The organism is Pseudomonas sp. B14(2022), from assembly GCF_012030485.1.
In the GTDB taxonomy this organism is placed as follows: Bacteria; Pseudomonadota; Gammaproteobacteria; order Pseudomonadales; family Pseudomonadaceae; genus Aquipseudomonas.
Genome location: NZ_JAAUVM010000003.1, coordinates 367,592 through 393,642 on the forward strand (window position 1 = coordinate 367,592; position 26,051 = coordinate 393,642).

Annotated in this window: 23 protein-coding genes and 1 pseudogene; 8 read left to right on the forward strand and 16 right to left on the reverse strand. The window is 58.9% G+C overall.

Annotation, left to right across the window (positions count from 1 at the left end):
- Window positions 1-26 precede the first annotated feature (26 nt).
- From HCF10_RS07475 to HCF10_RS07485, 3 genes are all read right to left on the reverse strand, one after another.
- The gene (locus HCF10_RS07475; RefSeq protein WP_443200903.1) at window positions 27-293 is read right to left on the reverse strand and encodes a helix-turn-helix transcriptional regulator; all 267 of its coding nucleotides are present in this window, start codon (window positions 291-293) and stop codon (window positions 27-29) included.
- A gap of 126 nt (window positions 294-419) precedes the next feature.
- Entirely contained in the window at window positions 420-1,190 is a 771-nt protein-coding gene (locus tag HCF10_RS07480) for a DUF2285 domain-containing protein (RefSeq protein ID WP_167655164.1), read from the reverse strand.
- Between the two features lie 342 nt (window positions 1,191-1,532).
- Window positions 1,533-1,883 (reverse strand): DUF2958 domain-containing protein, encoded by a 351-nt coding sequence (locus HCF10_RS07485; protein WP_167655165.1) that lies wholly within the window; start codon window positions 1,881-1,883, stop codon window positions 1,533-1,535.
- Between the two features lie 319 nt (window positions 1,884-2,202).
- Between HCF10_RS07485 and HCF10_RS07490 the strand changes: the two genes are divergently transcribed.
- The gene (locus HCF10_RS07490) at window positions 2,203-2,496 is read left to right on the forward strand and encodes a helix-turn-helix domain-containing protein (protein ID WP_167655166.1); all 294 of its coding nucleotides are present in this window, start codon (window positions 2,203-2,205) and stop codon (window positions 2,494-2,496) included.
- Window positions 2,497-2,617: 121 nt separating this feature from the next.
- Here the strand turns inward: HCF10_RS07490 and HCF10_RS07495 are convergent, their stop codons facing one another.
- Window positions 2,618-3,790 (reverse strand): hypothetical protein, encoded by a 1,173-nt coding sequence (locus HCF10_RS07495; RefSeq protein ID WP_167655167.1) that lies wholly within the window; start codon window positions 3,788-3,790, stop codon window positions 2,618-2,620.
- A 166-nt stretch (window positions 3,791-3,956) separates the two neighbouring features.
- Window positions 3,957-4,787 carry a DUF932 domain-containing protein gene (locus HCF10_RS07500; protein ID WP_167655168.1) on the reverse strand — a complete coding sequence of 277 codons (831 nt, stop codon included), beginning with the start codon at window positions 4,785-4,787 and terminating at the stop codon, window positions 3,957-3,959.
- Between the two features lie 723 nt (window positions 4,788-5,510).
- Here HCF10_RS07500 and HCF10_RS07505 point away from each other — a divergent pair.
- The gene (locus tag HCF10_RS07505; RefSeq protein ID WP_167655169.1) at window positions 5,511-6,602 is read left to right on the forward strand and encodes a DUF3800 domain-containing protein; all 1,092 of its coding nucleotides are present in this window, start codon (window positions 5,511-5,513) and stop codon (window positions 6,600-6,602) included.
- Between the two features lie 39 nt (window positions 6,603-6,641).
- Here HCF10_RS07505 and HCF10_RS07510 read toward each other — a convergent pair whose 3' ends face one another.
- The 4 genes and pseudogenes from HCF10_RS07510 to HCF10_RS07525 form a co-directional block, all read right to left on the reverse strand.
- The gene (locus HCF10_RS07510) at window positions 6,642-8,243 is read right to left on the reverse strand and encodes an acyl-CoA carboxylase subunit epsilon (protein ID WP_167655170.1); all 1,602 of its coding nucleotides are present in this window, start codon (window positions 8,241-8,243) and stop codon (window positions 6,642-6,644) included.
- Between the two features lie 153 nt (window positions 8,244-8,396).
- Window positions 8,397-11,372 (reverse strand): TrlF family AAA-like ATPase, encoded by a 2,976-nt coding sequence (locus tag HCF10_RS07515; RefSeq protein ID WP_167655192.1) that lies wholly within the window; start codon window positions 11,370-11,372, stop codon window positions 8,397-8,399.
- Window positions 11,373-11,531: 159 nt separating this feature from the next.
- Window positions 11,532-11,708 (reverse strand): annotated as a pseudogene (locus tag HCF10_RS07520) (transposase); the annotation flags it as partial.
- Window positions 11,709-11,887: 179 nt separating this feature from the next.
- Window positions 11,888-13,006 (reverse strand): hypothetical protein, encoded by a 1,119-nt coding sequence (locus HCF10_RS07525; RefSeq protein ID WP_167655171.1) that lies wholly within the window; start codon window positions 13,004-13,006, stop codon window positions 11,888-11,890.
- 286 nt (window positions 13,007-13,292) lie between these two features.
- On the opposite strand from HCF10_RS07525, the gene HCF10_RS07530 reads away from it, so the two are divergent.
- Window positions 13,293-13,670, forward strand: a complete 378-nt coding sequence (locus HCF10_RS07530; RefSeq protein WP_237683065.1) for a helix-turn-helix transcriptional regulator — start codon at window positions 13,293-13,295, stop codon at window positions 13,668-13,670.
- Between the two features lie 15 nt (window positions 13,671-13,685).
- Here HCF10_RS07530 and HCF10_RS07535 read toward each other — a convergent pair whose 3' ends face one another.
- The 3 genes from HCF10_RS07535 to HCF10_RS07545 are packed head-to-tail and all read right to left on the reverse strand — an operon-like array spanning window position 13,686 to window position 15,807.
- Entirely contained in the window at window positions 13,686-14,210 is a 525-nt protein-coding gene (locus tag HCF10_RS07535; RefSeq protein WP_167655172.1) for a helix-turn-helix transcriptional regulator, read from the reverse strand.
- A gap of 4 nt (window positions 14,211-14,214) precedes the next feature.
- On the reverse strand, window positions 14,215-14,490 hold the full coding sequence (locus tag HCF10_RS31285) for a hypothetical protein (RefSeq protein WP_167655173.1): 276 nt from the start codon (window positions 14,488-14,490) through the stop codon (window positions 14,215-14,217).
- Between the two features lie 60 nt (window positions 14,491-14,550).
- Window positions 14,551-15,807, reverse strand: a complete 1,257-nt coding sequence (locus HCF10_RS07545) for a tyrosine-type recombinase/integrase (RefSeq protein ID WP_167655174.1) — start codon at window positions 15,805-15,807, stop codon at window positions 14,551-14,553.
- Between HCF10_RS07545 and HCF10_RS07550 the strand changes: the two genes are divergently transcribed.
- Window positions 15,794-16,027: a hypothetical protein gene (locus HCF10_RS07550; RefSeq protein ID WP_167655175.1), complete on the forward strand. Its 234-nt coding sequence runs from the start codon at window positions 15,794-15,796 to the stop codon at window positions 16,025-16,027. The two genes, HCF10_RS07545 and HCF10_RS07550, sit on opposite strands and share 14 nt — an antisense overlap.
- A gap of 81 nt (window positions 16,028-16,108) precedes the next feature.
- Here HCF10_RS07550 and guaA read toward each other — a convergent pair whose 3' ends face one another.
- The 4 genes from guaA to HCF10_RS07570 form a co-directional block, all read right to left on the reverse strand.
- Window positions 16,109-17,686, reverse strand: coding sequence for a glutamine-hydrolyzing GMP synthase (guaA, locus tag HCF10_RS07555; protein ID WP_053257860.1), 1,578 nt, complete (start codon window positions 17,684-17,686; stop codon window positions 16,109-16,111).
- 81 nt (window positions 17,687-17,767) lie between these two features.
- Window positions 17,768-19,237 (reverse strand): IMP dehydrogenase, encoded by a 1,470-nt coding sequence (gene guaB, locus HCF10_RS07560; RefSeq protein WP_131697981.1) that lies wholly within the window; start codon window positions 19,235-19,237, stop codon window positions 17,768-17,770.
- Between the two features lie 104 nt (window positions 19,238-19,341).
- Window positions 19,342-19,890: a sugar ABC transporter ATPase gene (locus HCF10_RS07565; RefSeq protein ID WP_065924854.1), complete on the reverse strand. Its 549-nt coding sequence runs from the start codon at window positions 19,888-19,890 to the stop codon at window positions 19,342-19,344.
- A 137-nt stretch (window positions 19,891-20,027) separates the two neighbouring features.
- Entirely contained in the window at window positions 20,028-20,795 is a 768-nt protein-coding gene (locus HCF10_RS07570; RefSeq protein ID WP_167655176.1) for a sulfite exporter TauE/SafE family protein, read from the reverse strand.
- Between the two features lie 99 nt (window positions 20,796-20,894).
- Between HCF10_RS07570 and HCF10_RS07575 the strand changes: the two genes are divergently transcribed.
- The 4 genes from HCF10_RS07575 (at window position 20,895) to leuA (ending at window position 26,004) form a co-directional block, all read left to right on the forward strand.
- Window positions 20,895-21,785 (forward strand): LysR family transcriptional regulator, encoded by an 891-nt coding sequence (locus HCF10_RS07575; RefSeq protein WP_167655177.1) that lies wholly within the window; start codon window positions 20,895-20,897, stop codon window positions 21,783-21,785.
- A 10-nt stretch (window positions 21,786-21,795) separates the two neighbouring features.
- The gene (xseA, locus tag HCF10_RS07580) at window positions 21,796-23,175 is read left to right on the forward strand and encodes an exodeoxyribonuclease VII large subunit (protein ID WP_167655178.1); all 1,380 of its coding nucleotides are present in this window, start codon (window positions 21,796-21,798) and stop codon (window positions 23,173-23,175) included.
- Window positions 23,176-23,178: 3 nt separating this feature from the next.
- Entirely contained in the window at window positions 23,179-24,000 is an 822-nt protein-coding gene (locus HCF10_RS07585) for a M23 family metallopeptidase (protein ID WP_145338390.1), read from the forward strand.
- A 324-nt stretch (window positions 24,001-24,324) separates the two neighbouring features.
- Entirely contained in the window at window positions 24,325-26,004 is a 1,680-nt protein-coding gene (gene leuA, locus HCF10_RS07590) for a 2-isopropylmalate synthase (protein ID WP_145338389.1), read from the forward strand.
- The last annotated feature ends 47 nt before the right edge of the window (window positions 26,005-26,051 follow it).

Consider the following 26,051-nt stretch of genomic DNA (forward strand, 5'->3'; position numbering starts at 1 on the left):
GGCGACGGCCACCCACGCGCCACCGATCAGCGCGCACGGCTGTCCGCCGAGTGGTGCTCGGCGTACTCGGGATCGGAAGTTGTCTCGAAACTGCGGTCGGCCGCCCAAGTATCGAGGTCGGCCACGGCGTACATGACGCGCCGGCCAAACTTGCGAAAACGTGGGCCACCGCCGATCACGCGCTGCTTCTCCAGCGTGCGCGGCGACAAGCGCAGGTACTCGGCGGCTTCGTCGTTGGTGAGATACCGCTGCGGCTGCGCGGCAGCAGTCGAGACAGTGGCGGCAGGCCGCAAGGGAGCTGGTCGCATGGGATGAACCTCTATCAAGCCCGGCCACACCACGCGGCCGGATAGAGGCACTTTCAAGAAAGCAAGGCTGCTTGCTAAGGGACGATCTGCGGAGGACGCAAAACGTCCCCCCTACTGCAACGGCAGCAGAGGAAGCTGTGCCAGGCAGCGATAGCCGCCGCGCATCAGCGCCTCGCCGCGTCGCACCAGCCGCCGCACGCGGGCGCGCAACGCGCTGTCCTTGTGCCAGTCGGCCGCGACGGCATCCACGCCGAATAGCCCTTCGGCGACTTCGCGCAAAGACGCACCCGCCATGGTCGCGTCGAGCGCCTGCAAGGTGTGCAGTTCCAGCACCGCAGCGGACGTAGGCCGGGATCGGGCCGCCGCCGCAGGCGCGGCAACTGTAGCGGCGGCCAGGGCGTCCAGCTCTGCCGCGACGTTGCGATAGCGCCCGCAGGGCGTCGCGCAGGCGCGGGTGGCGTAGAGATAGGCCATGCCGTCTTCCAGACTGGGCGCAAGGGCAAGCCGCAGGCAGCAGCCTGGCCAGTGCGAGACCAGCACCAGACGCCTGCCGTCGTGGATCAGCTGCTTACGGCCAGGAACACGCCAGAACTCGAAGGCATGGGCTTCGGGCGGCGGGTCGGCATCCGGATAGAGCTGCACCACGGCATCGTGGTCAGGGAACCAAGCCGGGTGTGCATCGCGCGCATCCAGGGCCGGGTCTTCCAGCAGGCGCAAGCCCCAGGATTGGGACGCGTTCGGTCGTCGGCGATGGCGCTGCCAATCGCGGCGGTAGTCGGGATTTCGGCGCAGGTACTCCCAAGCCAGCGCAGGGCCGTCAAGGTGTAGAACGTACAGATAAGCCGCTGTCGGATACCAGTGTTCGACGCTGCGATCAGTCATGGCGAAACCTCCCTGTACTTGAGGTGCGTCGCCAGAATTTCCGTTATGCGGGAGCTATCGAAATGCCATCATATCGTCGTGAGAAGAGGCTAAGCTGAACTGTGGGTGTCGAGACCCTTTGGCTCCTGCGCATTGCGGGAATCGTCTAAATGCGACGGCTGCGCCACCCGGAAATGGTGCGCAGCAACGGATACCGTGCCGCAGGCCATGTCAAAGATCATGACTGTTTGCAGCAGGGTCGCACCGCTTCGGTGCAAAGACGCCGATTCAGACCGCGCAGGTCTTGACCAAGACTGAAATAGTCACAATGCGCCCCGGCAGGCAGGACTGAGCTGGCTTTCATCAGTCCAGGATCGCGCCGTTCTCGTGCGCCAGCCTTACGTACTCCGACAGCGGTCGCACCGCCTGGAAATAGCGATCACGTCGCACCGGCAGCTTGCGCGGGTCGACGATGCTGGCCAATTCGGAGAGCTTGACCGTCCCCAGCGCAGGCATCCCGGTACCGAGGTCGATCAGCCCATAGGCCGTGTCGCCATCCGAAGGCTCGAGCGACACGAGCAGCCAGGTCGCGTGCGCGTCCGGCGTGTACAGCCGCACCGCGGGCATCGGATCGATGGCTTGGCCTGCAGCGCGCGCCGCCCCGTTGGCGAGCAGCCGGGCGCGTTCATCAGCGGTGACACGCGGTAGGGTCATGGACAGCTTCCCCACGAAACCGAGGATGCGCGGATGTGCTTTGGTGCCGAAGCGCAGAACCGCCGAACCGCATCCGTGCATTCATGTGGAAGCACGGATGCGCAAGCCATCGCATCCGTAGAAGAACGGAAGCGCCGAAGCGTAATTGTCGAAAGCCGGAAAGACACGGATGCGATTCCCCGGTTCTGTCGGATTCCGTACAAACGGATTTCCGTAAAAGCACGAAAGCGGGCCTTTCAGCCATGAATGAACACTATAGATTGTAGCCCTATAGGTCGCAAAAGGCTGTCATCTTGGTTTTTGTGGGGAAACCAAGTTAGTGGCAGCGAAACATTCATTAGCAGCGGCAATACGAACAGTCAGGAAGGCGCGAGGCTTGAGCCAGGAGGCGTTCTCCGACGTGTCCAGCCGCACCTATATGAGTACGCTGGAGCGCGATCTGAAAAGTCCGACGCTGAACAAGCTGACCGAGCTGTGCGAGGTCATGGAGGTGCATCCGTTGACGTTGCTGACGCTAGCGTATGCCGGCGACGACACGCACAAGGCCGACGAGCTGCTGGCGCGGGTGCGCCAGGAGTTCGGGGCCGTACTGAAAGAGCGCGACGCGCCCTAGCGCGTCTGAATGCCAGCAAGCGGAGCGCGCAGGCCGACAGGCACTAAGGCTTGAGGGATTGGCACCGAGTGGCCGTGACTGCATGCGCACTTCGCCAACATGCTGCAAGAAAAGCGAACCCTTATTTTGAGTCCATCTCAATAAGCGCTTTTATCTTCGTGAGCGAATCATAGATTTTCTCAAAAAGACTGTCGTAAATTACTTCGTGAGACGCATTCGACGCTTCAATGGAAAGCCTTTCGTTTATCGTCTTGGTTTTTGTCATTACTGTTTCTTGAGACTGTAAGTGGCAAACATTTATCCTGTAGTCATAAAGCACAAAGAATGGCGACATTATTGCTCGCGCTCCAGACTGGTCAGATAAGTTTTCAATAGCGCTTTCCAGCAACTTCAGCCCGCGCGCTCCGGATGCAATTTTGATGTCGCGGGAGTTAAGAAAATTTTTTAGGAAATTTTCGTTAAGTGATTCAATGAAAATTCGATTGAGAGACTCGACAACTGGCGCAACATGTCGATCCTCCCAAAAAATCGGCTTCTGCAAGCCTGCAATAGTTAACCCGATCTCATCGGGAAGTTTATAGAGGCTATGTCCATAAAGGCTTTTCACCTTATCGGAAATTTGCCCTCTTAGATTCAGGCATTTGTTCTCAATGGCCCCCTCTGACCACTGATTTTCAATTTGCGCATCGAAAAAATCAGAGTGAATGTCAAATGCAGAGGGAATATTTTCCGAAAGCAAATATTGCTGCTCCTTGACTGGGAGTTCGTTAATGTCTCCAAGCCACATAATCACTTGCTTATTGGCGTTGACACCAAATGATATCTGCCACTCATCACCTTGGGCGATGCTGCCATATGTCCCTGAAAATATATCAATTCTATATTTGGGGTTTTGAGTGTATTTATTTAAGACTTCATTGTTGAAATATACAGGGACAAGAAACCCGTTGCTACTGAATTCGCTGCCAAGCCCAGGTATGGAAAGATATTCAATGTTGGAGTATTCAAATTGAACAAAAGGGCAAAGGCCGTCAAATCGCTTGTCTTTTATATGAGCTGGAGGCGCGACTCCATCAATAGATGATTGCCCGTTCTTTCTGGCAATTTCAGCAAGCATTTCTAGCGCGACATCAGTAAATGGAGTTTTATACAGCTTGTTGTCGCGGCGATCACGCAAAAACGGCATCCCATTTGTTCTGACAATAATTCCGTTTAAATTGTCCTCCACCTCGTCAAATGTCAATTCCAACTTTTGGCCATCGTCAGTTTTATAAGAGTGAATTCGTTCTATCATGCTTTGAAGTCCGTTCAATAGGCTGTTGAAGGTGGCTGACTTGCCGTCCAGTACCTTGGCGCATCATTTGAGGGGTTTGGCTCGACACGATTACTTTACAGTCTGTTCTCGCACCCAGCAGCAAGAATAGGAGGCGGCAGGGGGCCTGCCCCTGCCGCATTGGAGTTCAGGCTTTCAACTGGCGCAGGCCATCGGCCAGCATCCAGAGGGCGCGATTGAGGCGCACATCGGAATCAATGCCCTGCACCGGGCGGGTCTGCTGACGGCGTCCGTTGGCGCTGCGGCCATGCAATCCGCCTTTGGTCAGGTTTTCTTGGGTGCGGTTGAACACGCTCCACAAGTCCGGGCGGCGGTCATCGAACCGGCGCGGCATCAGGATTTGCGATTCCGTGATGGGCGCGGGCTTGTTGTCGGTGGGGTCGTACTTCAAGGCCAGCGCGGAACGGGCGAACACTTCGGCTTCGCCTTCGTCCAGCGTGATGGCGCGCATCGCGTCGCGGGAATCCTTCACCCGGTCGAAGCCGCGCAAGACTTCGTAAGCGCCTTCGATGACATGCCCGGAAACGTCGCCTTTGTGGGGCACGCGCACATCGGCCACGGTGTCGCCGCACACAAGGCCATTGCTGCAAACGAACCGGAACATTCCCGCCAGCATCTGATAACTGCTTGTCCCGTCATGGGAGTTCAGCAGCACGATTTCATTGGCTTCCGCGCCGTTGATCTGGCTGGCGTGGCGCAGGCGCAGCATGTGTTTGGTGTGCTCGCGCTTGCCTTCATCGCGCACGCGGGTCTGGCAAACCATGAAGGGTTGGAAACCTTCCTTGCGAAGCTCGGTCAGCACGGCGGCGGTGGGGATATAGGCGTACCGCTGCGAACGGCTTTCATGCGGCGCGTCCGCGAAGATGGACGGCGCTACGCGGTGAATCTGGTCATCGGTCAGCGGGTAGTCGCTGCGCAGCGAGGGGGAACGGGAAGCGAAACGGGATGCGAGTTGCATGGTTTTTCTCCTGACGAAAAGGGTTTGCTGTTCAAGCCGCACACCGGATTCCTAGATTCGGAGCCCAGCTTTTCGGCTGTTCGGTGCGGTTGGCACGAGGAACCCGGTTGGCCCTGTTGCCACCGTCTTTCCTGAGTTCATCGCCCGCGACGGTCAGGAGCGCGCGGACGGGGGCCGTCAAGGAGGCAAGCGCAGGGTTGGTGCGGCCCGCAGGCGCAGCCGAGGACACGGCCCTGCGCGCCTTGATGGCACACGGACGCGGGCTACAGTCGCGTGCAAGGTGATGAAGTCAGGGGAGACGGCTGGACATGGCAATGGCCGCCGAGATGTGCTGAACCGCATGCAAGCGCAAGCGCGCAGGCCCGGATCTGGAAGCCGGGCCGTAGGCGTCAGCCGAGCGGAGCGAGGGAACGATGGAAGCCCGGAGGGGGCGAAACCCCGAAGGGGGTTCGATGCGCAGCACGACAGCGCGACCGGCCATGCTTCTGGGCCGGGGACGCCCATGAATCAACGGATCAGCAGGCTTTTGGCACACTGTGATCAAACAGTCGTTCTTCCAACTTCAACGGGACATTGATGTTCAGCAGAGATGGCAGGAAGACACCAAAGGCCGCCAGTCCCAGGAAAGGCGCAGACGCGCCCGCCCCTTAACACTAGGTCGAGCGCGCGTTCAGAATGCGCTATACATCCGAAGACGAATCACTCCAGGGACAGCATCGAAACATGACCACCGTCTATATTGATGAAAGCGGCCACAGCGGGGACATGATCAACAGCGGCAATGCTTACGACTTCAAGGGCCAACCCTACTTTGCCCTAGCCGGCATTGGCCTTGAGGACGGTCATGACTGGGAAGATCGCATCAATGAGCTGCGAAGCCGTCACCGCATTCCTGCTGGCGAACTCAAGTCCAAGTCGCTGACAGCCAAGCCAAGATTCTCGGCCGAAGTCATCCATGGATTGCTCGATCAACGCGCTCCGCTTTTCATTGAGGTGGTCGACAAGCGCTTCTTTATCTGCACCAGCATCACCTCGTTCCAACTCTTGCCAGCATGCCTTGGCTATACCGAATCGGTGAAGCTCCACTTCGTCAAGAACACGGTGGCAGACTTCCTGTACTTTCACGCGTCAGAACGCGTCCTCGATACGTTCGTCGCCTCGTGCCTGGCGCCTGGTGACAAGACGCTTCGCGCCTCATTCGCCGTGCTGCGCGACATGGCTACGGATCTGAGCTATACCGGATCGGCTGTTCAAATCGCGGAAGGCATTGCCCACATGGTGCAGGAGGCTGAAACCGAATACGGCGAGCAAAGTGATAACGGTGGCGAAGCTTGGTCGCGGTTTCTTCCGCCCCCCGACCTTAACAAACATGCGAAACAGGTCTGGATGTTGCCGAACCTGACGTCATTCACGAGCATCTACGCCAGGCTGAATCGCTATTACAGCAGGCGCTTGGCCGGCATCGGCTTGGTACACGACCAGCAATTGGAGGTGGAGAACATTCTGCGCCAGGGAAAAATGACGGCCGAAAACCTGAGCCACTCCGTGCATCTGCCCTACACCCCGCAGTCTGACTACCGGTTTGAGGAAGAAGCCAGCATCGAGTTTGCGCAGTCGCATGAGGCCATCGGCGTGCAGTTGGCCGACATCGTCGCGGGCACCGTGATGCGCTACTTTCGCGACACGGACGCCGGCACACCCGTATCGAGCGAACTGCGCGAAGCCATGATGCGGCTCATTGACGAGAGCGATGAACGAAGGGGCTATGGCCTTAATCAAGTCGTAGCCACTGCCAACGTCCGGCATGCCGAATAATTGAATCAGCCGCGATGACCGCACCCGTGCGGCGAAGCGTCAAGGCAGCGAGGCGTCCAGCGCAGTTTTGAAGGTGGACGCGTTGTCCCGCAGAACGTGATCCAGATTCCCGAATACATTACTAAGCTCCTGCCGGTAAGCGTCCTTTGTAGGCAAATCCGACCCGACGATCACGGCCTTCAGGAATGACGCTGCTACATCGGCCATCCTCGGATCGCTCTGTAGCTTTACATAGCAGCGAATGGCGATTTCCAGCAGATGTGTCTTAAATGACACCGACAGCTTCTCACTCGGAATGATGCCTTGCAGCATCGCTCCGATTACCTTGGTGGCTTGCTTGGAGATGTAGTGGCGATCGAAATTCACGGCACAACGGGTTGCATGCGGTATTTCGGAATCATCTATGCGCGCGCACTGCTCGGCCCAATCCGTAGCGACGCCAATCAGGCGGCCGAGAAGGTAGTGAAATGGCGTTGGCCACTCCTGATAGGCCTCTTCGTCGGGGACGCCAGGCATCTGTTTGAGGATCTTCTCGGCGAAGTGCCCGAAGTAGTGCAGCCACATATGGTCTTGCAACCCCTGGTGGATGCCTTCGTGCACCATGATTTCAAAGAGTGTGATGCCTGAATTGATCGGACAGCGAAACCGCCCCACCTCTTGGTAGGAGCCCAGCGGTTCGTTGAGTTTTCTGGCCAAATGCTTGTCTTCGTCCAATCGGCGGCATAATGCCTCGCCTATGGCAGCTTCCAGGCCGTTCTTCACCGCCGTCGCTGCATCTGCAAAGAAGAAGCGAAGCAACCGATTGCTTTCCGGCAGGTAAAGACGGCTTCCGCCATTGAGGTTCTGATTATTCTTCAGCTCAACGTAGAGGCGGCTTCCCGTGGCGTCCAGCAGCGCGTCGATGTACTGCGCAATAAAGTCAGAACGTATCGCTTCGTCCGCTTCCAGAAGCTTGAGGCAGAAATGTGGGTGCGCTTGCGCCAAGTGAATGGTCAACTCAGGCGAGGTGACTAGATTCAATAGGATCTCCCGGGCTTGTAAGCTGGCCTGGTCTCGCTCCGCATATCTGGATTTCAATGTGTGCAGAAATCGGCGCCACTGCTTGCTCCACGCTGAAACAGGTTTGGGGGGCTCCCCGCGCAAGAGCGCCGCCAGTTCCTCCGTGGGATTTCCCCGGTTTTCTATCCAGCGCACCAGCCAAGACTGTTGCCGGGTTAGGGAAATAAGAGTGGGCAGTTGGGGTTCGACCAGCAGTACCAGCTCGTCATAGCGCTTGGTGAGGTGCAAGTTTTCGATTAATTCACGAAAGACGTGCACTCGCCCTCGGGCCAGCTTCGGAAAGCGTGTTCGCCAAAAGAAGTACAGTGCCACCGAGAGCAACAGCAGATACACCGCACTGGAACTGTCAACCCCCCATTTCCAAGGTCCCAAGCTGTAGTACAGCCCAAGTTGCTCCAAGACCGGGGCGTACATCAGGTAGTGGACAAGAAAAAACACCGATCCACCCACGACCCAATCCACCCATGTCGTGCAGAAGCGAAGCCGGAGCCGATTAGTGGGAGAGATGAGCGCCCACACAGCGGCGATGACTCCCAATATGGTGAGCAGGCCAGTAGTGTCTATAGGAGCGGAGGCCGTCATCGGGGCTATTGCATCCTTCCGTTGGTCAATGGGATCGCACTCAAGTGCAATTTGCGTCCATACCGGCGCAAGGAATCCAGGTGAGAAAAACCGATGTTCGTTCCCAAACATCGGGCAATCAATCTACGCGTCGAGCGTTCAATGCTGCCGCAGTTAGCGATCCAGCCTAACCCTCAATCGACGTGCGCGTTCGCGGAAGGCATCTTCGCCACCCTCCAGAATGTCGCAAACCGCCTTGCGAATAGCAGTGTTCTCAAGGCCGCCAGATGTGTATTTGAGTGGGGGCAACCCACCAGCAGGATGAGGGCCAGCGTCGGCGACAATGATCTGGTCCGCATCGGTGTTGATGACGAGATTGGCATTGTGCGTGACCATGATTACCTGGCGTTTGGCCTTAGCCGCGATAAACAGGGCGACCAACTCCTCGAACACAGATTTGGGGTCCAAGTTCTCCTCTGGCTGATCGATGATAAGTGGCCGATCGTCAGCATCGTCCAGTGCCAAGTAGAGAAGAAGAAGTACGATGCCCCGTGTTCCAGGCGACAGCTTTCGGATATCCATTCCGTCATAGACTATTTCGTATCGCACCGAAATGTGATCGGTGGCGAAAAGCCAGTGAGCGAACTGCTTCAACCAGCCACGAAACTCTGCTTGTTGATTCTGGCCAAAGGGAGCCTGGCTCAGAAGGTCGCGCATGTATTGCGAAATGAAATTCGTCATCGCTGCCTGCACGTCGGCAGCCGAACCTGTTTCCCATGCTGATCGTAGGGTTGTGTCCGCCAGAGCAATTAACGCGCCGCGGCCTTGGAATGGCCCTGCCTTCCGTCGGTCGAGAAGGTCTTCTTCAGCAACAGCCCCCCAGGCGGCAACGTCAACGACGCGGCGAACCGAGAACCCGAGCTTGCGAAGGGTGCCGGTGGACGCATTTAAGCGCGCCATCAGGGGTTCATAAAGATCGGCGAGCGAATTCTGCTCGTTGATGATCGCCTGAAATACTCGGCCATAAGCCGCTTCCCGCTCGCTCTGGAGTTCCTTACGACGCGCGCTAGCGCCTTGAGCGTCGGTTAGGCGTGTTTGAAGGCTAGTGAGCGCGGCGTTCTCTTGGGCGATGCGCTTTGACAGGGTGGAGTACTGGCCGCGAATGACATTGTCGGCGCTTACCAGCACCTCCAGCCGGGCCATTTCAGCCAAGAGGGTATTGAGGGTTAATTTAGAGAGGTCAGCATTGTCAGGGAAGAGCGGCGTGTTCGGGTCGCTGGCCGAAATGGCCGGACCTGTGAGTGCTGCGATTTGCTGATCGCACCATGTGACATAGCCGGTCAAACTCGTATCGACATCGCCTTTATAGATCAGCAGGAACTCATCCCATTGCTGCTGATTGAGGCCACTGTGAACGTGTCGTTCCTTGGCTTGGCGCAGCAGCTCGGGGGCCTTGGTATTGCGAGTGCTTACCACCTCATCCTGCAGCGCAACGAATGTCCGGCGCTGATTGCCGTAGGCTTGGATCGTTCCGCGCAGCGTCTGCACGGCCTGTCCGAGCTGGGTGTGGCGATTGGCCTGAGCCTCAGTTCCCTTCACGACAAGCTTGGCGAGATCTTCGTTGTAGCTTTTGATCTGGCCGGTCTTTTGCGTGACTTGCAGCGCTAGGCCTGTGGCAGCAGCTTCCTTTTCAATCTCCGTGGCAATACGCTCGGATAAATCGGCGATTGCCTCAGCCTCCCGTTCTCGGGCTTGCTGGAAACGGGCGGTGCGGAAATCCCTCAATTCGGCAAAGTCGATAGCGCCGTCAAGATCATCTTGTGGATGGGCATCAAAGATCACACGCTCTATCTCCGCGATGAGTCCATCGGAGACGCCAGCAGAGGAGCAAAGCTCCTCTACAAATTGCTGAGACAAGTAGCGCGCTCGGGGAAAGGCTAGATGACCGTTTGCATCGCGCCCGTCGAGGAAGCGTGTGACTGAAGCACCTCCACCCCATGTCAGCGTAGCAGTCGCCTGGCCAAGCAACTGGCGGGCACGGACGAGAAATGATGGACTGATGTTTGCGCTCGCATTCCAAGCGGCTGGAGTGATTGCGTCACAGCCGGCGGCAATCATGTCAGCAAGCGCGGTCTTGCCTGAGCCGCGCGCGCCGATGATCGCGACGAGCCCAGGATTAAGTGGCATGTTCGGAGTTGATGCCCAACTGGCATCTCCGATAGTTATGTTCGAGATTACTTGGGAAGGCATGGCCGTGGACGGCGATTCGCTTCCGACATAAGCGCGACCTTCGGGGTCGATACAAGCCTGGCGCAGGGCGTCGAACTCTAGCCCGCCCTTGATCCACGAGTAACGCTCTTCAACCGGCTCGCCTACGGTTTTCTGGTCGTGGGCATCGCTGCCGTGGAGACAGGGCTTGCAGCCGCCATAACGCTCCTTGAGTTGGTCTAGCGTTACACCCTTGCGACCAGACCAGAATTCGCGCTGTGCTGTACTACTTGAGAATATGATGTGGGCGAACTTTTCGATCTCCTGACGCATGGTTGCGTCCGCGGCTTGGCGTAACCCCGAAGTTCCGTCGCCCGTCGCGCCTGCAACCGCGATGAGGATGTTGGTCTTCGCCCAATCGCTCTCTCGCATAACTCGGCGGAGCTGGTCAAAATTCACCTTGAACTGCGTGGCACCGTGCGAAAGCGCAGCGCGGTCATCGAGGATGCTAGTGTCGGCTTTTCTGCCGAGGGAAATCAGATCCAGGCGGGTGCAGTTGAAGGTATCGCCATGCGCCTGGAACTGAAGGCGCTGAAGGATGCGGTGCAGTTCTGCGACGTGGTTCGGATCTTCAGGGCTGACTAGGAGATGCACGTTGACAAAGCCAGACTTTGCTGCGACATCTAAACGCAATTCGACGTTGGGAAAAATGAGTTGTACATCTTGCAAACGGCCAGCCGCCTTTTGCCTTACCACCTCTTCGTACGTTTCAGTAAGGTAATAGTCAGTCACCGCCAACGCCTCAATTTTCGGCGTAACTGTCTCAATCTTTTTGAGATAGGCATCCCAAGGGGAGTCGCTGCCAAACTGATTATTTAGAACGGTTCCTGGCGCATGGATGTGCGGTTCCCAGCGACGCCATTCAGATCCACGACCAATCATTTGCTCATCCTTTGCGGCCATAGGCCGTCCTTGTGACCATCCTGGAAGACTTGCTCGGCGTGACCGAAGCAAGCGTGTTTGTAACACTTTATAAGATTTCTGGAAGGATGAGCACTCAACTACACAAAGTGACGCCGGCTCAACAGGAGCTAGAGCCTGTTATGAACCACTGGCAGAAGCCAGCAGTCGTGCGGCATTGGGCAGCATAAGCACGACAAAGACGAGGAAGTGCAGTCCGCTGAGCACTTCGGGCAGCCGTTCATAGTTCCGAGACAGTCGTCGAAAGCGCGCCAGCCAACCAAAGCTACGCTAGATCACCCAGCACCTTGGCAGCAGATCATGGCGGCGCTGCGGCGCAACTTCTTCCATCAGCGTCAGATAAGGGCGAGCGAAGCTCCATTCTTCGTCTCTGACGTCCGTCGGGTAGGGCTTCCGGGGCTCTAGCTGCTGAACTTTTTAAGCAAGGAGAAAGCCCCCAGCGCGAACCGCATTAGCTTGGTACAGCGCTTGGGAGATCAGGCTATTCGTGTGTAAGTTTTTCCATCCAAGACTCGTTTCACTTGGCCCACGTCTTTCGCCCCGATGCGAATGGAGATTTCCTCGGGGGTATGGTTTTTGGCGAGCTCGCGTATTGCCTTGACTTGGACTACGGATAAGCGCCCGTCCCGCCCGCAAATTTGCGCTATCGCCCAGTCGTTGTCCTTCCACTTTTCGGCGACCCATGGTGCCGGTAAACCCAAGCGGGGGTGATCATTCAGCCACTTGTGCAGAATCTTGTAGCGGTCATCGGGCAGAGGAACGACGCCTTTCGAAAGAAATCCGTTTTCGCGCAGGTAGCGCAGGCCGCTCTTTCCGCCCGGCACCATGTTGAGCCGGCGTTCGTCATCCCAATGCCCTTCCACCAGGAACTCTTCCGCCTCGTAGAGTTGCTCCAGATCGTCGGTGATAGCCATCACCTTGTGGTGCACGTACGTGAGACGCCCACCTTCTTGCTCTTCTCGAAATCGGCGATGGAAAAGCAATGGACTGCCCGTCTCAATCGCGCGACGGTGCTCGGACCAGCGCTTTTGCCAGCTACGGGTGGATACACCCACATAAAAGGACCCGTCGTCGGGGTACGACGCACCAGCACCGAAGATGTGCTGGTAGAGGACATATGCGCGTTCGGGGTAGTGCTTGGGCGATAGCAGGAAGTGCGCAGGCACCGAGAATATAAGGCTGGGGCTCCTGATGGTGCTTTCGTCAATCTGCGTAACTCCGCGCATGGCCGCAGCCAAGTACGTGGGATCAGTAACGACTTCCACCGAAATCGTAGGCTGGATAGCTAACTCGCCTTCGCCCAGGGCGCCGAGACCATACTCTGGCTTACGGTCCACCGTTCTGTGCCCATCCATGAGCTTCCGGAACGGAGAGATGAACCCTGGGCGGTCGCCCATGAAAATCATACGCACCACGGGTATCACTTGGCCTGGCTTGAGTCTAAACACGCCGTTGGGGTTCGCAGCCGCCCGCGCCCATTCCCGCGCGTAGTCCGAGGACCGCACGAAGTCTTCAAGCAGCTGCTCAACCTCGCGCCGCCGTCCAATCATAGACTTCGGCGCCAGATGCTCCCACCAAGCTTTGTTTAGCTTCATCGCGTCACCTCATGTCCTTCAAAAGCCGGCCGGCCAAGCCCATCTTTGGCGTGCCGTTCGGTGGTCCAAACCACCTAAGTCGCGGCCATGCTTATAGGCAAGCTGAAGCATGTCGCCCAGAACCTTTCGAAAGTCGGAATACCTCTCAGCATCGACGTCTCCTCCGCTCTTTTGGTAGCTATCTATTCTCGGATATGCCTGACTGCGCTCCAGCGAGTTTTGCCGATAGCCAATGAAAGTCACCATTGCTTCATCGTCTGCCGCAACAACGCTTATGGAGTGCGATATGGACAATACATCGTTACCCAAAATGGGCGGAGCCCAAGAATCCACCAGCGTCGTAGCCGCTCCGATACCCGGCTCGGCTGCCTACGGTGAACTCCCGCAGTTTCCGAAATCCAGCGTTTTGCCCTTTCGCCGAACCATCCGCCGTCAGGAGCTGCGGCAGATCGTTCCCCTCGCTGAAACGACAATTTATGAAATGGAGCGCCGCGGCGAATTCCCGCGCCGTTTCAATCTGACGCCTCGTTGCGTCGTGTGGGACCTAGCCGAAGTGGAGGCCTGGATCGAAGAACGAAAACAAGCCCCTCGCGGCAGCAGCTCCAAACCGGATGTCCACCTACGAAAAACCCGCCCTGTTCGGGCGGGTTCGAGCGAAGGATGATGCCGACAATGCCCCTCATCCGACCAAGGCTTGCAGCTCCTTGAACGCAGACCGCGGCAACCGCTGGCCCTCCTTGGCCACGTTGACCTGCAGAGCCACCTGCGCTACATCCAGGACGGTCCTCGCCAGAGAATAGCTGCCCTTGGCCTGCAGCCAGGTCAGCACATCCGCCAGGTGCCAGATCGACGCACTCCCCTCATGCACTGGAGCTGGAAAGCTGCTCGGATGGGCCAGCATCAGTTTGCGCATGTTCTGTCGTGACACGCCAACCATCTCCGCCACATCGGTCAAGCCGACAAGATCCGGAGCAACCTCGATCAGTCTGGCCGACGGTGCGGCGCTCCGTACATCGGCCAACGCGCTGCGTACAGCAGCATCAGCACTATCCGCCTCGCGGGTGAATTCCAGCGCAAGCCGCCCCGGCTGCCCTATGCCGACCAGGGCATCATCGCAGCCAGCCTCGCCTAAGCGCTCGACCAATCCATTCGGGTCACGGTCATCTTCAGCGAGCTGGTATTTCAGGGTGAAGGTGTATTCCATCGTGCTACTCCTCAGCATCGTCGTCAGCTTCATGCCGCTTGCGGTGCGTTGTGCAGTTGTCCACCACTCGCCGTAAGGCGCGTGCGTGGTTCCCAGAGTTCTTGGGAGTACTCCATACCGAGGTAATACAGAATTCACCGCAACGACACTCCTCGTCGTTGTACGGGCAATAAATTCGCCCCCAGGCGTGACTCCCGCCGACTTCAACACGCCATCCTTGCGCTTCGGCGTGCTGAAGGGCTTCCTCGACCTCTTTTTTCGGATGAGAGGAACGGGCCATCAATGGTCTCCAGTATGTGGATGGCTGACATGGTTGTCAAGTGACAACCATGCCTCCATTTCAGGCCATCGCGCTCAACGTAGGCACTACAACGTTTTCCGGGATCAGCCTCGGCACGTAGGTCTGCCCATCGATCCAGGCATCGACCATGTTCGCCCACTCCTGCAGCATGTGCCGCCGCTGCTCGGCGTACTCGGCTTTGTTGTAGATTGAGCGCGAAGAGCGCCCATCCTCGTGGGCCAGACACTTCTCGATCCAATCGCGGTTGAAGCCGATTTCGTTCAGTAGCGTCGAGCCGGTACGACGCAGGTCATGGACGGTAAATGGCTCCAACGGTAGCCCAGCGGCCTTGGCACGTTCAGCCACGATCTGCGTAACGCGGTTCAAGGTCGCGTTCGACATACAGCGGTCGGCGTCATAGCGCGAGGGCAGCACGAACTTGGAACCGGCTGCGCAGGTGTGCAGCGCTATGAAGATGTCGAGAGCCTGGCGTGATAGATAAACCACATGGGGGTTGCGTCCCTTCATCCGGTGCTTCGGAATAGTCCATGTCGCACTCTCGAAGTCGACCTCATCCCAGGTGGCCTGGATCAGTTCGCTCTTGCGAACCAGGGTCAGCAAGATCATGCGCAGCGCCAGCCGGATCGTCGGATAGGTAGCCACCGACTCCATCTGCCGCGACATCAGCCGGATTTCCAGCGGTGACAGCGAGCGATCCTTGGGTACGAAGGTCGCAATGGACGCAGCGCCCACGTCTTCAGCTGGGTTGTCTACCTTTTCGCCGTGCAGGATCGCAAAGGCATAGATCTGCTTCACGATGTCGCGAACATGCACCGCGGTGGCGGGCGCCCCGCGAGCCTTCACCTTGTTGCAGAGAGCACGCAGATCATCGGCGGTGATCTCGTTGAGTTGCCGGTTCTCGAAAGCGGGAAGGATGTCACGATCGACGATGCTCTTGCGCATGGCCCTTGTGCTGTCGGCCATTCGAGCACCCACAAGCCACTTTCCAGTCAGCTCGCCGAAAGTTTTCGCGGCGGTTAGCCGGCGCTTCTCGCGCTGTTTTTCCAAAGCGGGTGACTTGCCTTGTGCGACGGTCTTTTTGGCGTCAATCAGCTTTTCGCGAGCTAACGCCAGAGAAATACCGGCAGGTCCGTACCTGCCGATCGTCAGAGTTTCGCGACGTCCGTTGAGACGGTAGTCGTAGCGGAAGGTGACGGTACCGCTGGGCGATACCGTTACGTACATCCCGTCGCGATCAGAAGCCTTATAAATCTTGGACTTAGGCTTGAGGTTCCGCAGTGCGGTGTCGGTAAGCATCGAGGTTTTTCTCCTGTTTCTTGACGGCTTTTACCGTCAGGGGCCAGGAGACCTGCTGATGCCGGGAAAGCCGCATGAAACAAGCTTTCCCGAGCAGACCTTTACCGTCAAAGACGGTTTAGGTCTGGATAGTGAACGGGACGGTCTTAATCCGGCCCTCAGTTCTTACCGCCAGTTCCACCGCCAACCTGTTCTGCTGGCCAGCGATAGCCACCAATAGCGGTCGTGACGTATTCTCTTTTAAATCAACACGTTACGGCGTATTTTCGATAGCTGACGATAGTCCTCGAAAGACCTGATTTCACTCCCACTCAATCGTCGCCGGCGGCTTGCTCGACACGTCATAAGTAACGCGCGAAATACCTTCGATTTCATTGATGATACGGCCGCTGACGGTTTCCAGCAGTTCGTACGGCAGGTGCGCCCAACGGGCGGTCATGAAGTCGATGGTTTCCACGGCACGCAGGGCCACGACCCAGGCGTAACGACGGCCATCGCCGACCACGCCAACCGATTTCACCGGCTGGAACACCACGAAGGCCTGGCTGACCTTGTGGTACCAGTCGGCCTTGCGCAGTTCTTCGATGAAGATGTGGTCGGCACGACGCAGCAGGTCGGCGTATTCCTTCTTCACTTCACCGAGGATGCGCACGCCCAGGCCCGGGCCTGGGAATGGGTGGCGGTAGACCATGTCGTACGGCAGGCCGAGTTCCAGGCCCAGGCGGCGGACTTCGTCCTTGAACAGTTCGCGCAGTGGTTCTACCAGCTTGAGGTTCATTTCCTCAGGCAGACCACCCACGTTGTGGTGGGACTTGATCACGTGGGCCTTGCCGCTCTTGGCGCCGGCCGACTCGATCACGTCGGGGTAGATGGTGCCTTGGGCGAGGTACTTGATGTTGTCCAGTTTGTTGGACTGGGCATCGAATACGTCGATGAAAGTGCGACCGATGATCTTGCGCTTCTTCTCCGGGTCGGACTCGCCGGCCAGGTTGTTCAGGAACTGCTCTTCGGCGTTGGCGCGGATCACCTTGACGCCCATGTTCTCGGCGAACATGGCCATCACTTGCTCGCCTTCGTGCAGGCGCAGCAGGCCGTTGTCGACGAAAACGCAGGTCAGTTGGTCGCCGATGGCCTTGTGCAGCAGTGCCGCGACCACGGAGGAGTCAACGCCGCCGGACAGGCCGAGCAGCACGTTGTCGGTGCCGACCTGGGCGCGCACGTTGGCGATGGCGTCTTCAGCGATTTTCGATGGGGTCCACAGGGCTTCACACTCGCAGATGTCGAGGATGAAGCGCGACAGAATGCGCCCGCCTTGCTTGGTGTGGGTCACTTCCGGGTGGAACTGCACGCCGTAGTAGCCGCGCTCATCGTTGAACATGCCGGCGATCGGGCAGCTTGGGGTGCTGGCCAGGATGTGGAAGTCTTCCGGCATCTTGGTGACCTTGTCACCGTGGCTCATCCATACATCGAGACCGAACAGGCCGTCGGCGTCGATGTGGTCTTCGATGCCGTCCAGCAGGCGGCTTTTGCCGACCACGTCGACACGGGCATAACCGAATTCACGCAGCTCGGAACCTTCAACCTTGCCGCCCAGTTGCTCGGCCATGGTCTGCATGCCGTAGCAGATACCGAAGACCGGCACGCCCAGGTCAAACACGGCTTGCGGGCAACGCGGGCTGTTGGCTTCGTGCACGGACTCGGGGCCACCGGCGAGGATGACGCCTTTCGGTGCGAATTCGCGGATCGCTTCGTCATCCATGTCGAACGGGTGCAGTTCGCAGTACACGCCGATTTCACGCACGCGGCGGGCGATCAGCTGGGTGTACTGGGAACCGAAGTCGAGGATCAGGATGCGGTGGGCGTGAATGTCGAGGGCCATGAAGTCAGTCTCGTCTAATGAATCAGAAACAACTCGGGGCTGAAAGAACAGCCCCGGTTACTTAACGTTTTGCTGGAAGCCTCAACCTACGCGGTAGTTTGGCGCTTCCTTGGTGATCTGCACGTCGTGGACATGGGATTCAGCCATGCCGGCGCCGGTGATCCGTACGAACTCTGGCTTGGTGCGCATTTCTTCGATGTCGGCGCTGCCGGTGTAGCCCATCGAGGAACGCAGGCCGCCCATCAGTTGATGGATGATGGCGCTCAGGGTGCCCTTGTACGGCACACGGCCTTCGATGCCTTCCGGTACGAGCTTCTCGGCGCCTGCCGAGGAGTCCTGGAAGTAACGGTCGGAGGAGCCTTGTGCCTGGGACATGGCGCCCAGCGAACCCATGCCGCGGTAAGCCTTGTAGGAACGGCCCTGGAACAGTTCGATCTCGCCCGGCGCTTCTTCAGTACCGGCGAACATCGAGCCCATCATCACGCAGGAAGCACCGGCAACGATGGCCTTGGACAGGTCACCGGAGAAACGGATGCCGCCGTCGGCGATCAACGGCACGCCGGTGCCTTCAAGGGCGGCGGCGACGTTGGCGATGGCGCTGATTTGCGGCACGCCCACACCAGCGACGATACGCGTGGTGCAGATCGAGCCGGGGCCGATACCGACCTTGACCGCATCAGCGCCAGCTTCGGCCAGGGCCTTGGCGGCAGCGCCGGTAGCAATGTTGCCGCCGATCACCTGCACGTCAGGGAAGTTCTGCTTGACCCAGCGAACGCGGTCGATCACGCCTTTGGAGTGACCGTGGGCGGTGTCGACCACCACCACGTCAACACCGGCCGCAACCAGGGCCGCTACACGGTCACCGGTGTCTTTACCGGTACCGACCGCAGCGCCGACGCGCAGACGACCTTGATCGTCCTTGCTGGCCAGCGGGTAAGCTTTGGCTTTTTCAATGTCGTTGACGGTCATCATGCCCTTGAGGGCGAATTTGTCGTCGACGATCAGCACGCGCTCGATGCGGTGCTTGTGCAGCAGTTCGCGCACATCGTTCTTGTCGGCGCCTTCCATGACAGTCACGAGGCGCTCTTTAGGCGTCATCACTTCGCGGACAGTGACTTCAAGACGGTTCTCGAAACGCACGTCACGGGAAGTGACAATGCCGACCAGGTCGCCATCGTGCAGTACCGGAACGCCGGAGATGTTGTGCAGGCGGGTCAGGTCGAACAGATCACGCACGGTAGCGTCGGCTTCGATGGTGATCGGATCTTTCACCACACCGGCTTCGTAACGCTTGACCTTGCGCACTTCGGCAGCTTGCTGCTCGATGGTCATGTTCTTGTGGATGATGCCGATGCCGCCTTCCTGAGCCATGGCGATTGCCAAACGGGCTTCAGTGACGGTGTCCATGGCAGCGGAAACCAGGGGAATATTCAGCTCGATGCCACGGGTTAGGCGGGTCTTGAGACTGACTTCGTTAGGAAGCACCTCGGAATAACCGGGCACTAGGAGAATGTCGTCGAATGTCAGAGCTTCTTGGCTGATACGCAGCATCGCGGGGGCTCCCGAGCGGGAAAATGGAAGCGCGCCATTATACTCAGACACCCCCCAGGTCTCAATGTAAAACTCTGACATATTTGGGAATAGTGATAGAAGGGCTACAGCTCGACTTTGACCCAACTGATCTTCTGGTCCAGCCAATCGGCGAATTCGTCGATAAAGCTCTGCTTGAACCCCGCCTCCGCCCAGTTGTTGAAGATGAACCCCAGGTTGGAAAACCCGCACGCCTGCAGAAACAGGAAACCGTTGATGTCATCTTCATGCCCACACAGCGGGCAGGTGAAGTTGTCGGTGTGGCCGGGCATCCAGTCTTCCAGGCTTTCGAACAGCGCCTCGCCGACTTCCTTGAGGCATTCCGGGCACCCGGCTTCTTCGAGAAAACCCTTGGCCGGGGTGTAGATGCAGCGCTTGTAGATGATCTCCAAGCCGTTGACCGGCTCGTTGAACGGCAGCGCTTCGGGGTGCAGCACCACGGCGCGGGCGCCGTCGGCCAGGGCGTAGGCCATGCGGTTGCCGGTACGGCCACAGGTGGTCAGTTCTTCCTTGATGATGTTCTTGCGCACCAGCCAGCGCACGATGGCCCGGGCGCGGGGCTCGTGGACGGGCAAGGTGGAGATTTTCGGGACAAGGATGCTTTGGGAATTCATGGGAGTCCTGCGGTGTGGCTTCTGGCGTCATCGCGGGCAAGCCCGGCTCCCACATTGGAATGCACTCAACTGTGGGAGCCGGGCTCGCCCGCGATGACGCCCGGGAGGACGGCAGCTTAATCCCTGAAGAAATCAGGTCAAGTGCTCAAGTACCGCCCAATCAATGCAACGCCACTGGCCAATACCAGCCAGGTCACCAACCGGACGAAGGCCTCACGGGACATGCGCATCGTCAGCCTGCGCCCACACCACAGCCCCAGGGCCATCGCGGGCAGCAGGCACAGTGCCAACATCAGCAGCGGCCAATCAGCATACACCCCGGCGATCAGGAACAGGCTCAGGCGCACCACCGTGCTGCAACTGATCAACGCGCTTTGGGTGGCGCGTGCCGCGTCCTTGGGCAAACGGCTGTTCAGATAGATTGCATATAAAAAGCCACCACTGCCGAACAACGCCCCAAACAGCCCGCCCACGGTGCCCATCGGGATCGACCACCCCGCCGCCAATTGCGTGGGCCGGGTTTTCACCGCCAGGCTGTAAATCGCATAGGCGCTGATAAACAGCCCCATCAACAGCAGCAATAGATCCGAATGCAAATTGAGCAGAAACACCACACCCAGGGTGCAGCCAATCGCCATGCACGGCAGCAATCGCAGCAGCTCCGGCTTGTTCACGTCCCATCGCGTTTGCAGCAGGCCGCCGAAGGCCGCGACAAAATCCAGCAGCACCAGCAACGGGATGATCTTCGACAGTGGCATAAACACAAGCAGGACCGGCCCCGCCACCAGCGCCGTGCCGAATCCCGCGATGCCAAACACGATATAGGCCACGACGATGCCCAGGCCGATCACCAGCCAATCGAAACCACTAAACGACCACTGATTCATCAGCTCAACCGGGCTCATGGGGTATTCCTTGTAGGAGATAGCCATCACTTTAGCCAGCGGCGAGGGTTGCGACTAATATCTTCAAAGTCCTCCACCCATCTCGAAAAGGCATGACGCGTGATTTCCACCCGCCAACTGCGTTACTTCGTCGAAATAGCCGACAGCGGCAGCTTCAGTGCTGCCGCCGAACGTTTGTTTGTCGCGCAATCGGCCCTGAGCCGGCAGATCAAGGAACTGGAAACCCAACTGCAAACCCCGCTGTTTGAACGCACCGCGCGCCAGCCCCGGCTGACCGCTGCCGGCGAAGCCTTTTATCCACGGGCGCGCAACCTGCTGGGTGAGCTGCACAAGGCCAGTGAAATGGCGACGCAGGTCGGCAATGGCCAACTCGGCACCCTGCGCCTCAGCCATTCGAGCACTGTGCCGATGAGCGGCGTGTTGCTGCAAGGCATCAGCACCTGGCTGGACCGCTGCCCCGGCGTGTCGATGGATATCGTCAAACTGTCGTCCGACGCGCAACTGGAAGACATCGCCGACGGTCGCTTGGACGTCGGGGTGCTGCGTTTGCCCGTGTTGCGCCAGCGCGAAGGTGTGCGGGTCATGCCTTTATACAGCGAGCAATTGCTGCTGGCCGTGCCTGCGAACCATAAGCTGTCGCGCAGCCAGGCCCCCATCGAACTGGAGCAATTGAAGGATGAAGCGTTTATCTCTATCCCCCATCCCCAGCGTGGCGGCTTGAGTTATCTGTCAGCCGAGTTGTGCATGCGTGCGGGATTTTTCCCCAAGGCTGCGCGGGTGATGTCACGCAAGACCACCCAGTTGCAACTGATCCAAGCCGGTTTCGGTATTGCCCTGTTACCAAAATCCATGAAAGACATCTCACCGGCCAACGTGCACTTCTTGCCCCTGGCCGACCCGGACTGCCTGAGCACCGTGGCCCTGGCCAGCCAGCAGTCACCGAGCGCGTTGGTGGAGCAATTCTGTCAAACGTTGCACGAATGCCTATAAACTGCCGCCCATGATTAAAGATCCTTTTGCCCGCTTGGGCCTGGACCGCGAAGTCCTGACTGTCAGCCAACTCAACGGCCGCGCGCGGGTGTTGCTGGAAGACGTGTTCACCAATATCTGGGTCGAAGGCGAGATCTCCAACCTCGCCCGCCCGGCCTCCGGCCATGTGTACTTCACCCTCAAGGACAGCGGCGCCCAGGTGCGTTGCGCGCTGTTTCGCAATAACGCCGCGCGGGTCCGCCAGGCGTTGAAGGATGGCCTGGCGGTCAAGGTACGCGGCAAGGTCTCGCTGTTCGAGGGCCGTGGCGACTACCAGTTGATCCTCGATACCGTCGAGCCCGCCGGCGATGGTGCGCTGCGCCTGGCCTTCGATGCCCTGAAGGAAAAACTCAGCGCCGAAGGCCTGTTCAGTGCCGAACGCAAGGTGCCGCTGCCGGCACACCCTAGGCGCATTGGCATTATCAGCTCGCCTACCGGTGCGGTGATACGCGACATCATCAGTGTGTTCCGCCGTCGCGCGCCGAACGTCGAACTGACCTTGATCCCGACGGCCGTGCAAGGCCGCGAAGCGATCCCGCAGATTGTGCGGGCGTTGAAGCTGGCGGACGCCCGAGGCTTTGACGCGCTGATCCTGGCCCGTGGCGGCGGTTCGCTGGAAGACCTGTGGTGCTTCAACGAAGAGGCCGTGGCCCGTGCGGTGGACGCTTGCGTGACACCGATCGTCAGCGCCGTCGGCCATGAGACCGATGTGTCCATCAGCGACTTTGTGGCGGACGTGCGCGCGCCTACCCCGTCCGCCGCTGCCGAGTTGCTGGCACCGGACGCCAGCCATCTGGTGCGCCAGGTGGAAAACCTGCATCGCCGCCTGGTGATGCTGATGCGCAATCGCCTGACCCACGACCGCCTGCGCCTGGAAGGCATGGCCCGGCGCCTGCGTCACCCCGGCGAACGTCTGCGCCAGCAAGCCCAGCGCCTGGATGACCTGGATATGCGCCTGCGCCGCGCCTTCGAGCGCAGCCTCAATACCCGTCGCGAACGCCTGATCCGCCTGGAAACCCGCCTCGCCGGCCAGCATCCGGGCCGCCAGTTGGCCCTGCTGCGCCAGCGCCTGGACAGCCTCGCCGAACGCCTGCCGCGTGCCATGCGCGAAGGCCTCAAGGCGCGTCGCCTGCAACTGCAAAGCCAGGTGCAGACGCTGCACGTGGTCAGCCCGCTGGCGACGCTGGGTCGTGGCTACAGCATCTTGCTCGACGAGCGCGGCCAGGCCATCCGCAACGCCGCGCAAACCCAAACCGGCCAACGCCTCACCGCGCGCCTCGGTGAAGGTCAATTGCAAGTGCGGGTGGAAGATAACCACCTGACACCCGTCACCCTTTCGTTATTGGATTGATTGATGCCTCGTCTCTTTAGTGTGTTGTTGCTGCTATGCCTCACCGTTAACGCCCATGCCGACAGCTATATCAGCCGTACCCTGAACAAGCCGGTGCCGGGCGGCGTTGCGGTGGTTGAGCTGGGCCCTTCGGCTGCCGCGCCGAAAGCCACGTACCAAGGCAAACCGGTGTTGGTGGTGAAGGAGCAGGACAACTGGCTGGCGATTGTCGGCATCCCGCTGACGGTCAAACCGGGCAACGAGCGCATCAGCAGCGGCGGGCGCAACCTGCCGTTTATCGTTGGCTACAAGAAGTACCCCGAACAACGCATCACCTTGAAGAACAAAAGCCAGGTCAATCCCGACCCGGCGCAACTCAAGCGCATCGAGGGCGAGTTGGCCGTACAGCTCAAGGCCTATCGCAGTTTCAGCCCGAACCTGCCGAGCAACCTGGTGCTGGACAAACCGGTAAACGGGCCGCTGTCGAGCAAGTTTGGCGTGCGCCGCTTCTTCAACGGTGAAGAGCGCAATCCCCATTCGGGCCTGGACTTCGCGGTGCCGGCCGGTACGCCGATCAAGACGCCGGCAAACGGTAAGGTAATTCTGGTAGGCAACTATTTCTTCAACGGCAACACCGTGTTCGTCGACCACGGCCAGGGCTTTATCAGCATGTTCTGCCACATGTCGAAGATCGACGTGAAGGTCGGCCAGCAACTGGTGCGCGGCGCAGTAGTGGGCAAAGTCGGTTCGACCGGCCGCGCGACCGGGCCCCATATGCATTGGAATGTCAGCCTGAACGATGCGCGAGTCGACCCGGCGATTTTCATCGGGGCGTTCCAACCGTGAATGAAGCGATTGCGCGCCCGATAACGGTCGCGCAATTTAATCTAGCCTCGGCGTCATTCCCAACCATAAAATCCCGTTTCATACGCAGATAAAAGAACTTCTCTCAATTTTTAGCGACTGCTTGCCATCTTTCACGCCGACGGTTAGGGTTGAGCTTATGAAAACCTCTCACACCCTCATTCAGCTCCGCCAGCACCGCAGCCTGTGCCTCGTCAGCGCACGACTGCCAGGCTGAATCGATCTGCCTCGTCTTTAAGCTTTATCCCCAATAACAGTTCTACGGCAGGCCGCCTTTTCTCGGCCCCTACAACAAAGGATTTCCCGATGAGCATGCTCAAAGACCCGTCTTCGAAGTACCGCGCGTTTCCGACCATCGATATTCCGGATCGCACCTGGCCTTCCAAAACCATCACCACCGCGCCGATCTGGTGCAGCTCCGACCTGCGTGATGGCAACCAGTCCCTGATCGAGCCGATGGACGCGGTGAAAAAGCTGCGCTTCTGGAAGACTCTGGTCGCCGTCGGCGTGAAGGAAATCGAGGCTTCGTTCCCTGCCGCGTCGCAAACCGACTTCGACTTCGTACGTACCCTGATCGAAGACAACCACATCCCCGAGGACACCACCATCCAGGTGCTGACCCAGGGCCGTGAAGACTTGATCGCACGCACCTTCGAATCCCTGCGCGGCGCCAAAAAGGCCATCGTCCACCTGTACAACGCCACGTCGCCGTCGTTCCGCCGCATCGTGTTCAACCAGGACAAGGACGGTATCAAGGCCATCGCGGTCAACGCGGCCAAGCTGTTCGTCAAATACGCCGCCCAGCAGCCGGAAACCCAGTGGACCTTTGAATACTCGCCGGAGACCTTCAGTGCCACTGAACTGGAGTTCGCCAAGGAAGTCTGTGACGCGGTGATCGAGGTCTGGAACCCGACGCCTGAGCACAAGATGATCCTCAACCTGCCGGCCACCGTCGAATGCGCCACGCCGAACATCTATGCCGACCAGATCGAGTGGTTCGGTCGCCATATCAACCGTCGCGACAGCGTGATCATCAGCCTGCACACCCACAACGACCGCGGCACCGGCGTAGCCGCCACCGAGCTGGGCCTGATGGCCGGCGCGGACCGTGTCGAAGGCTGCCTGTTCGGTAACGGCGAGCGTACCGGTAACGTCGACCTCGTCACCGTGGCGTTGAACATGTACACCCAGGGCCTCGATCCGCAGTTGGACTTCTCCGACATCGACGGCGTGCGCAAAGTCGTCGAGGAGTGCAACCAGATCCAGGTACACCCACGTCATCCGTACGTCGGCGATCTGGTGCACACCGCATTCTCCGGTTCTCACCAGGACGCGATCCGTAAGGGCTTTACCCAGCAGAAAGATGATGCGCTGTGGGAAGTGCCGTACCTGCCGATCGACCCAGCCGATATCGGTCGCAGCTACGAGGCGGTGATCCGCGTGAACAGCCAGTCGGGCAAAGGCGGTATCGCCTACCTGCTGGAACAGGAATACGACATCAGCTTGCCACGCCGCATGCAGATCGAATTCAGCCAGGTGGTCCAGGCCGAAACCGACCGCGTGGGCCTGGAGATGACCGCACCGCAGATCTACGCCTTGCTGCAGCGTGAATACCTGCAAGCCAACACCCCGTACGCGCTGGTCAGCCATCGCCTGCAGGAAGAGAACGGCAACAGCTTTGTCGAAGTGGAAGTCTCGGGCAAGGGCCAGGGCGAAACCAACCTGCACTGGAAGGGCAAGGGCAACGGCGCACTGGAAGCCCTGGTGGCTGGTTTGCCGATTGGCGTGGAGATCATGGACTACAACGAACATGCGATCGGCGCGGGCACCAACGCCAAGGCAGCGGCCTATATCGAACTGCGTGTGAACGGTGAACGTCCGGTGCATGGCGTGGGCATTGATGAAAACATCACCACGGCGAGCTTCAAGGCGCTGTTCAGTGCGCTGAACCGGTCGCTGAGCCAGCAGGAAGCGAAAGCGGCGTAATCTTTATCGCCGCAATACAGAAGGCCCCTGGGTGAGAACCCAGGGGC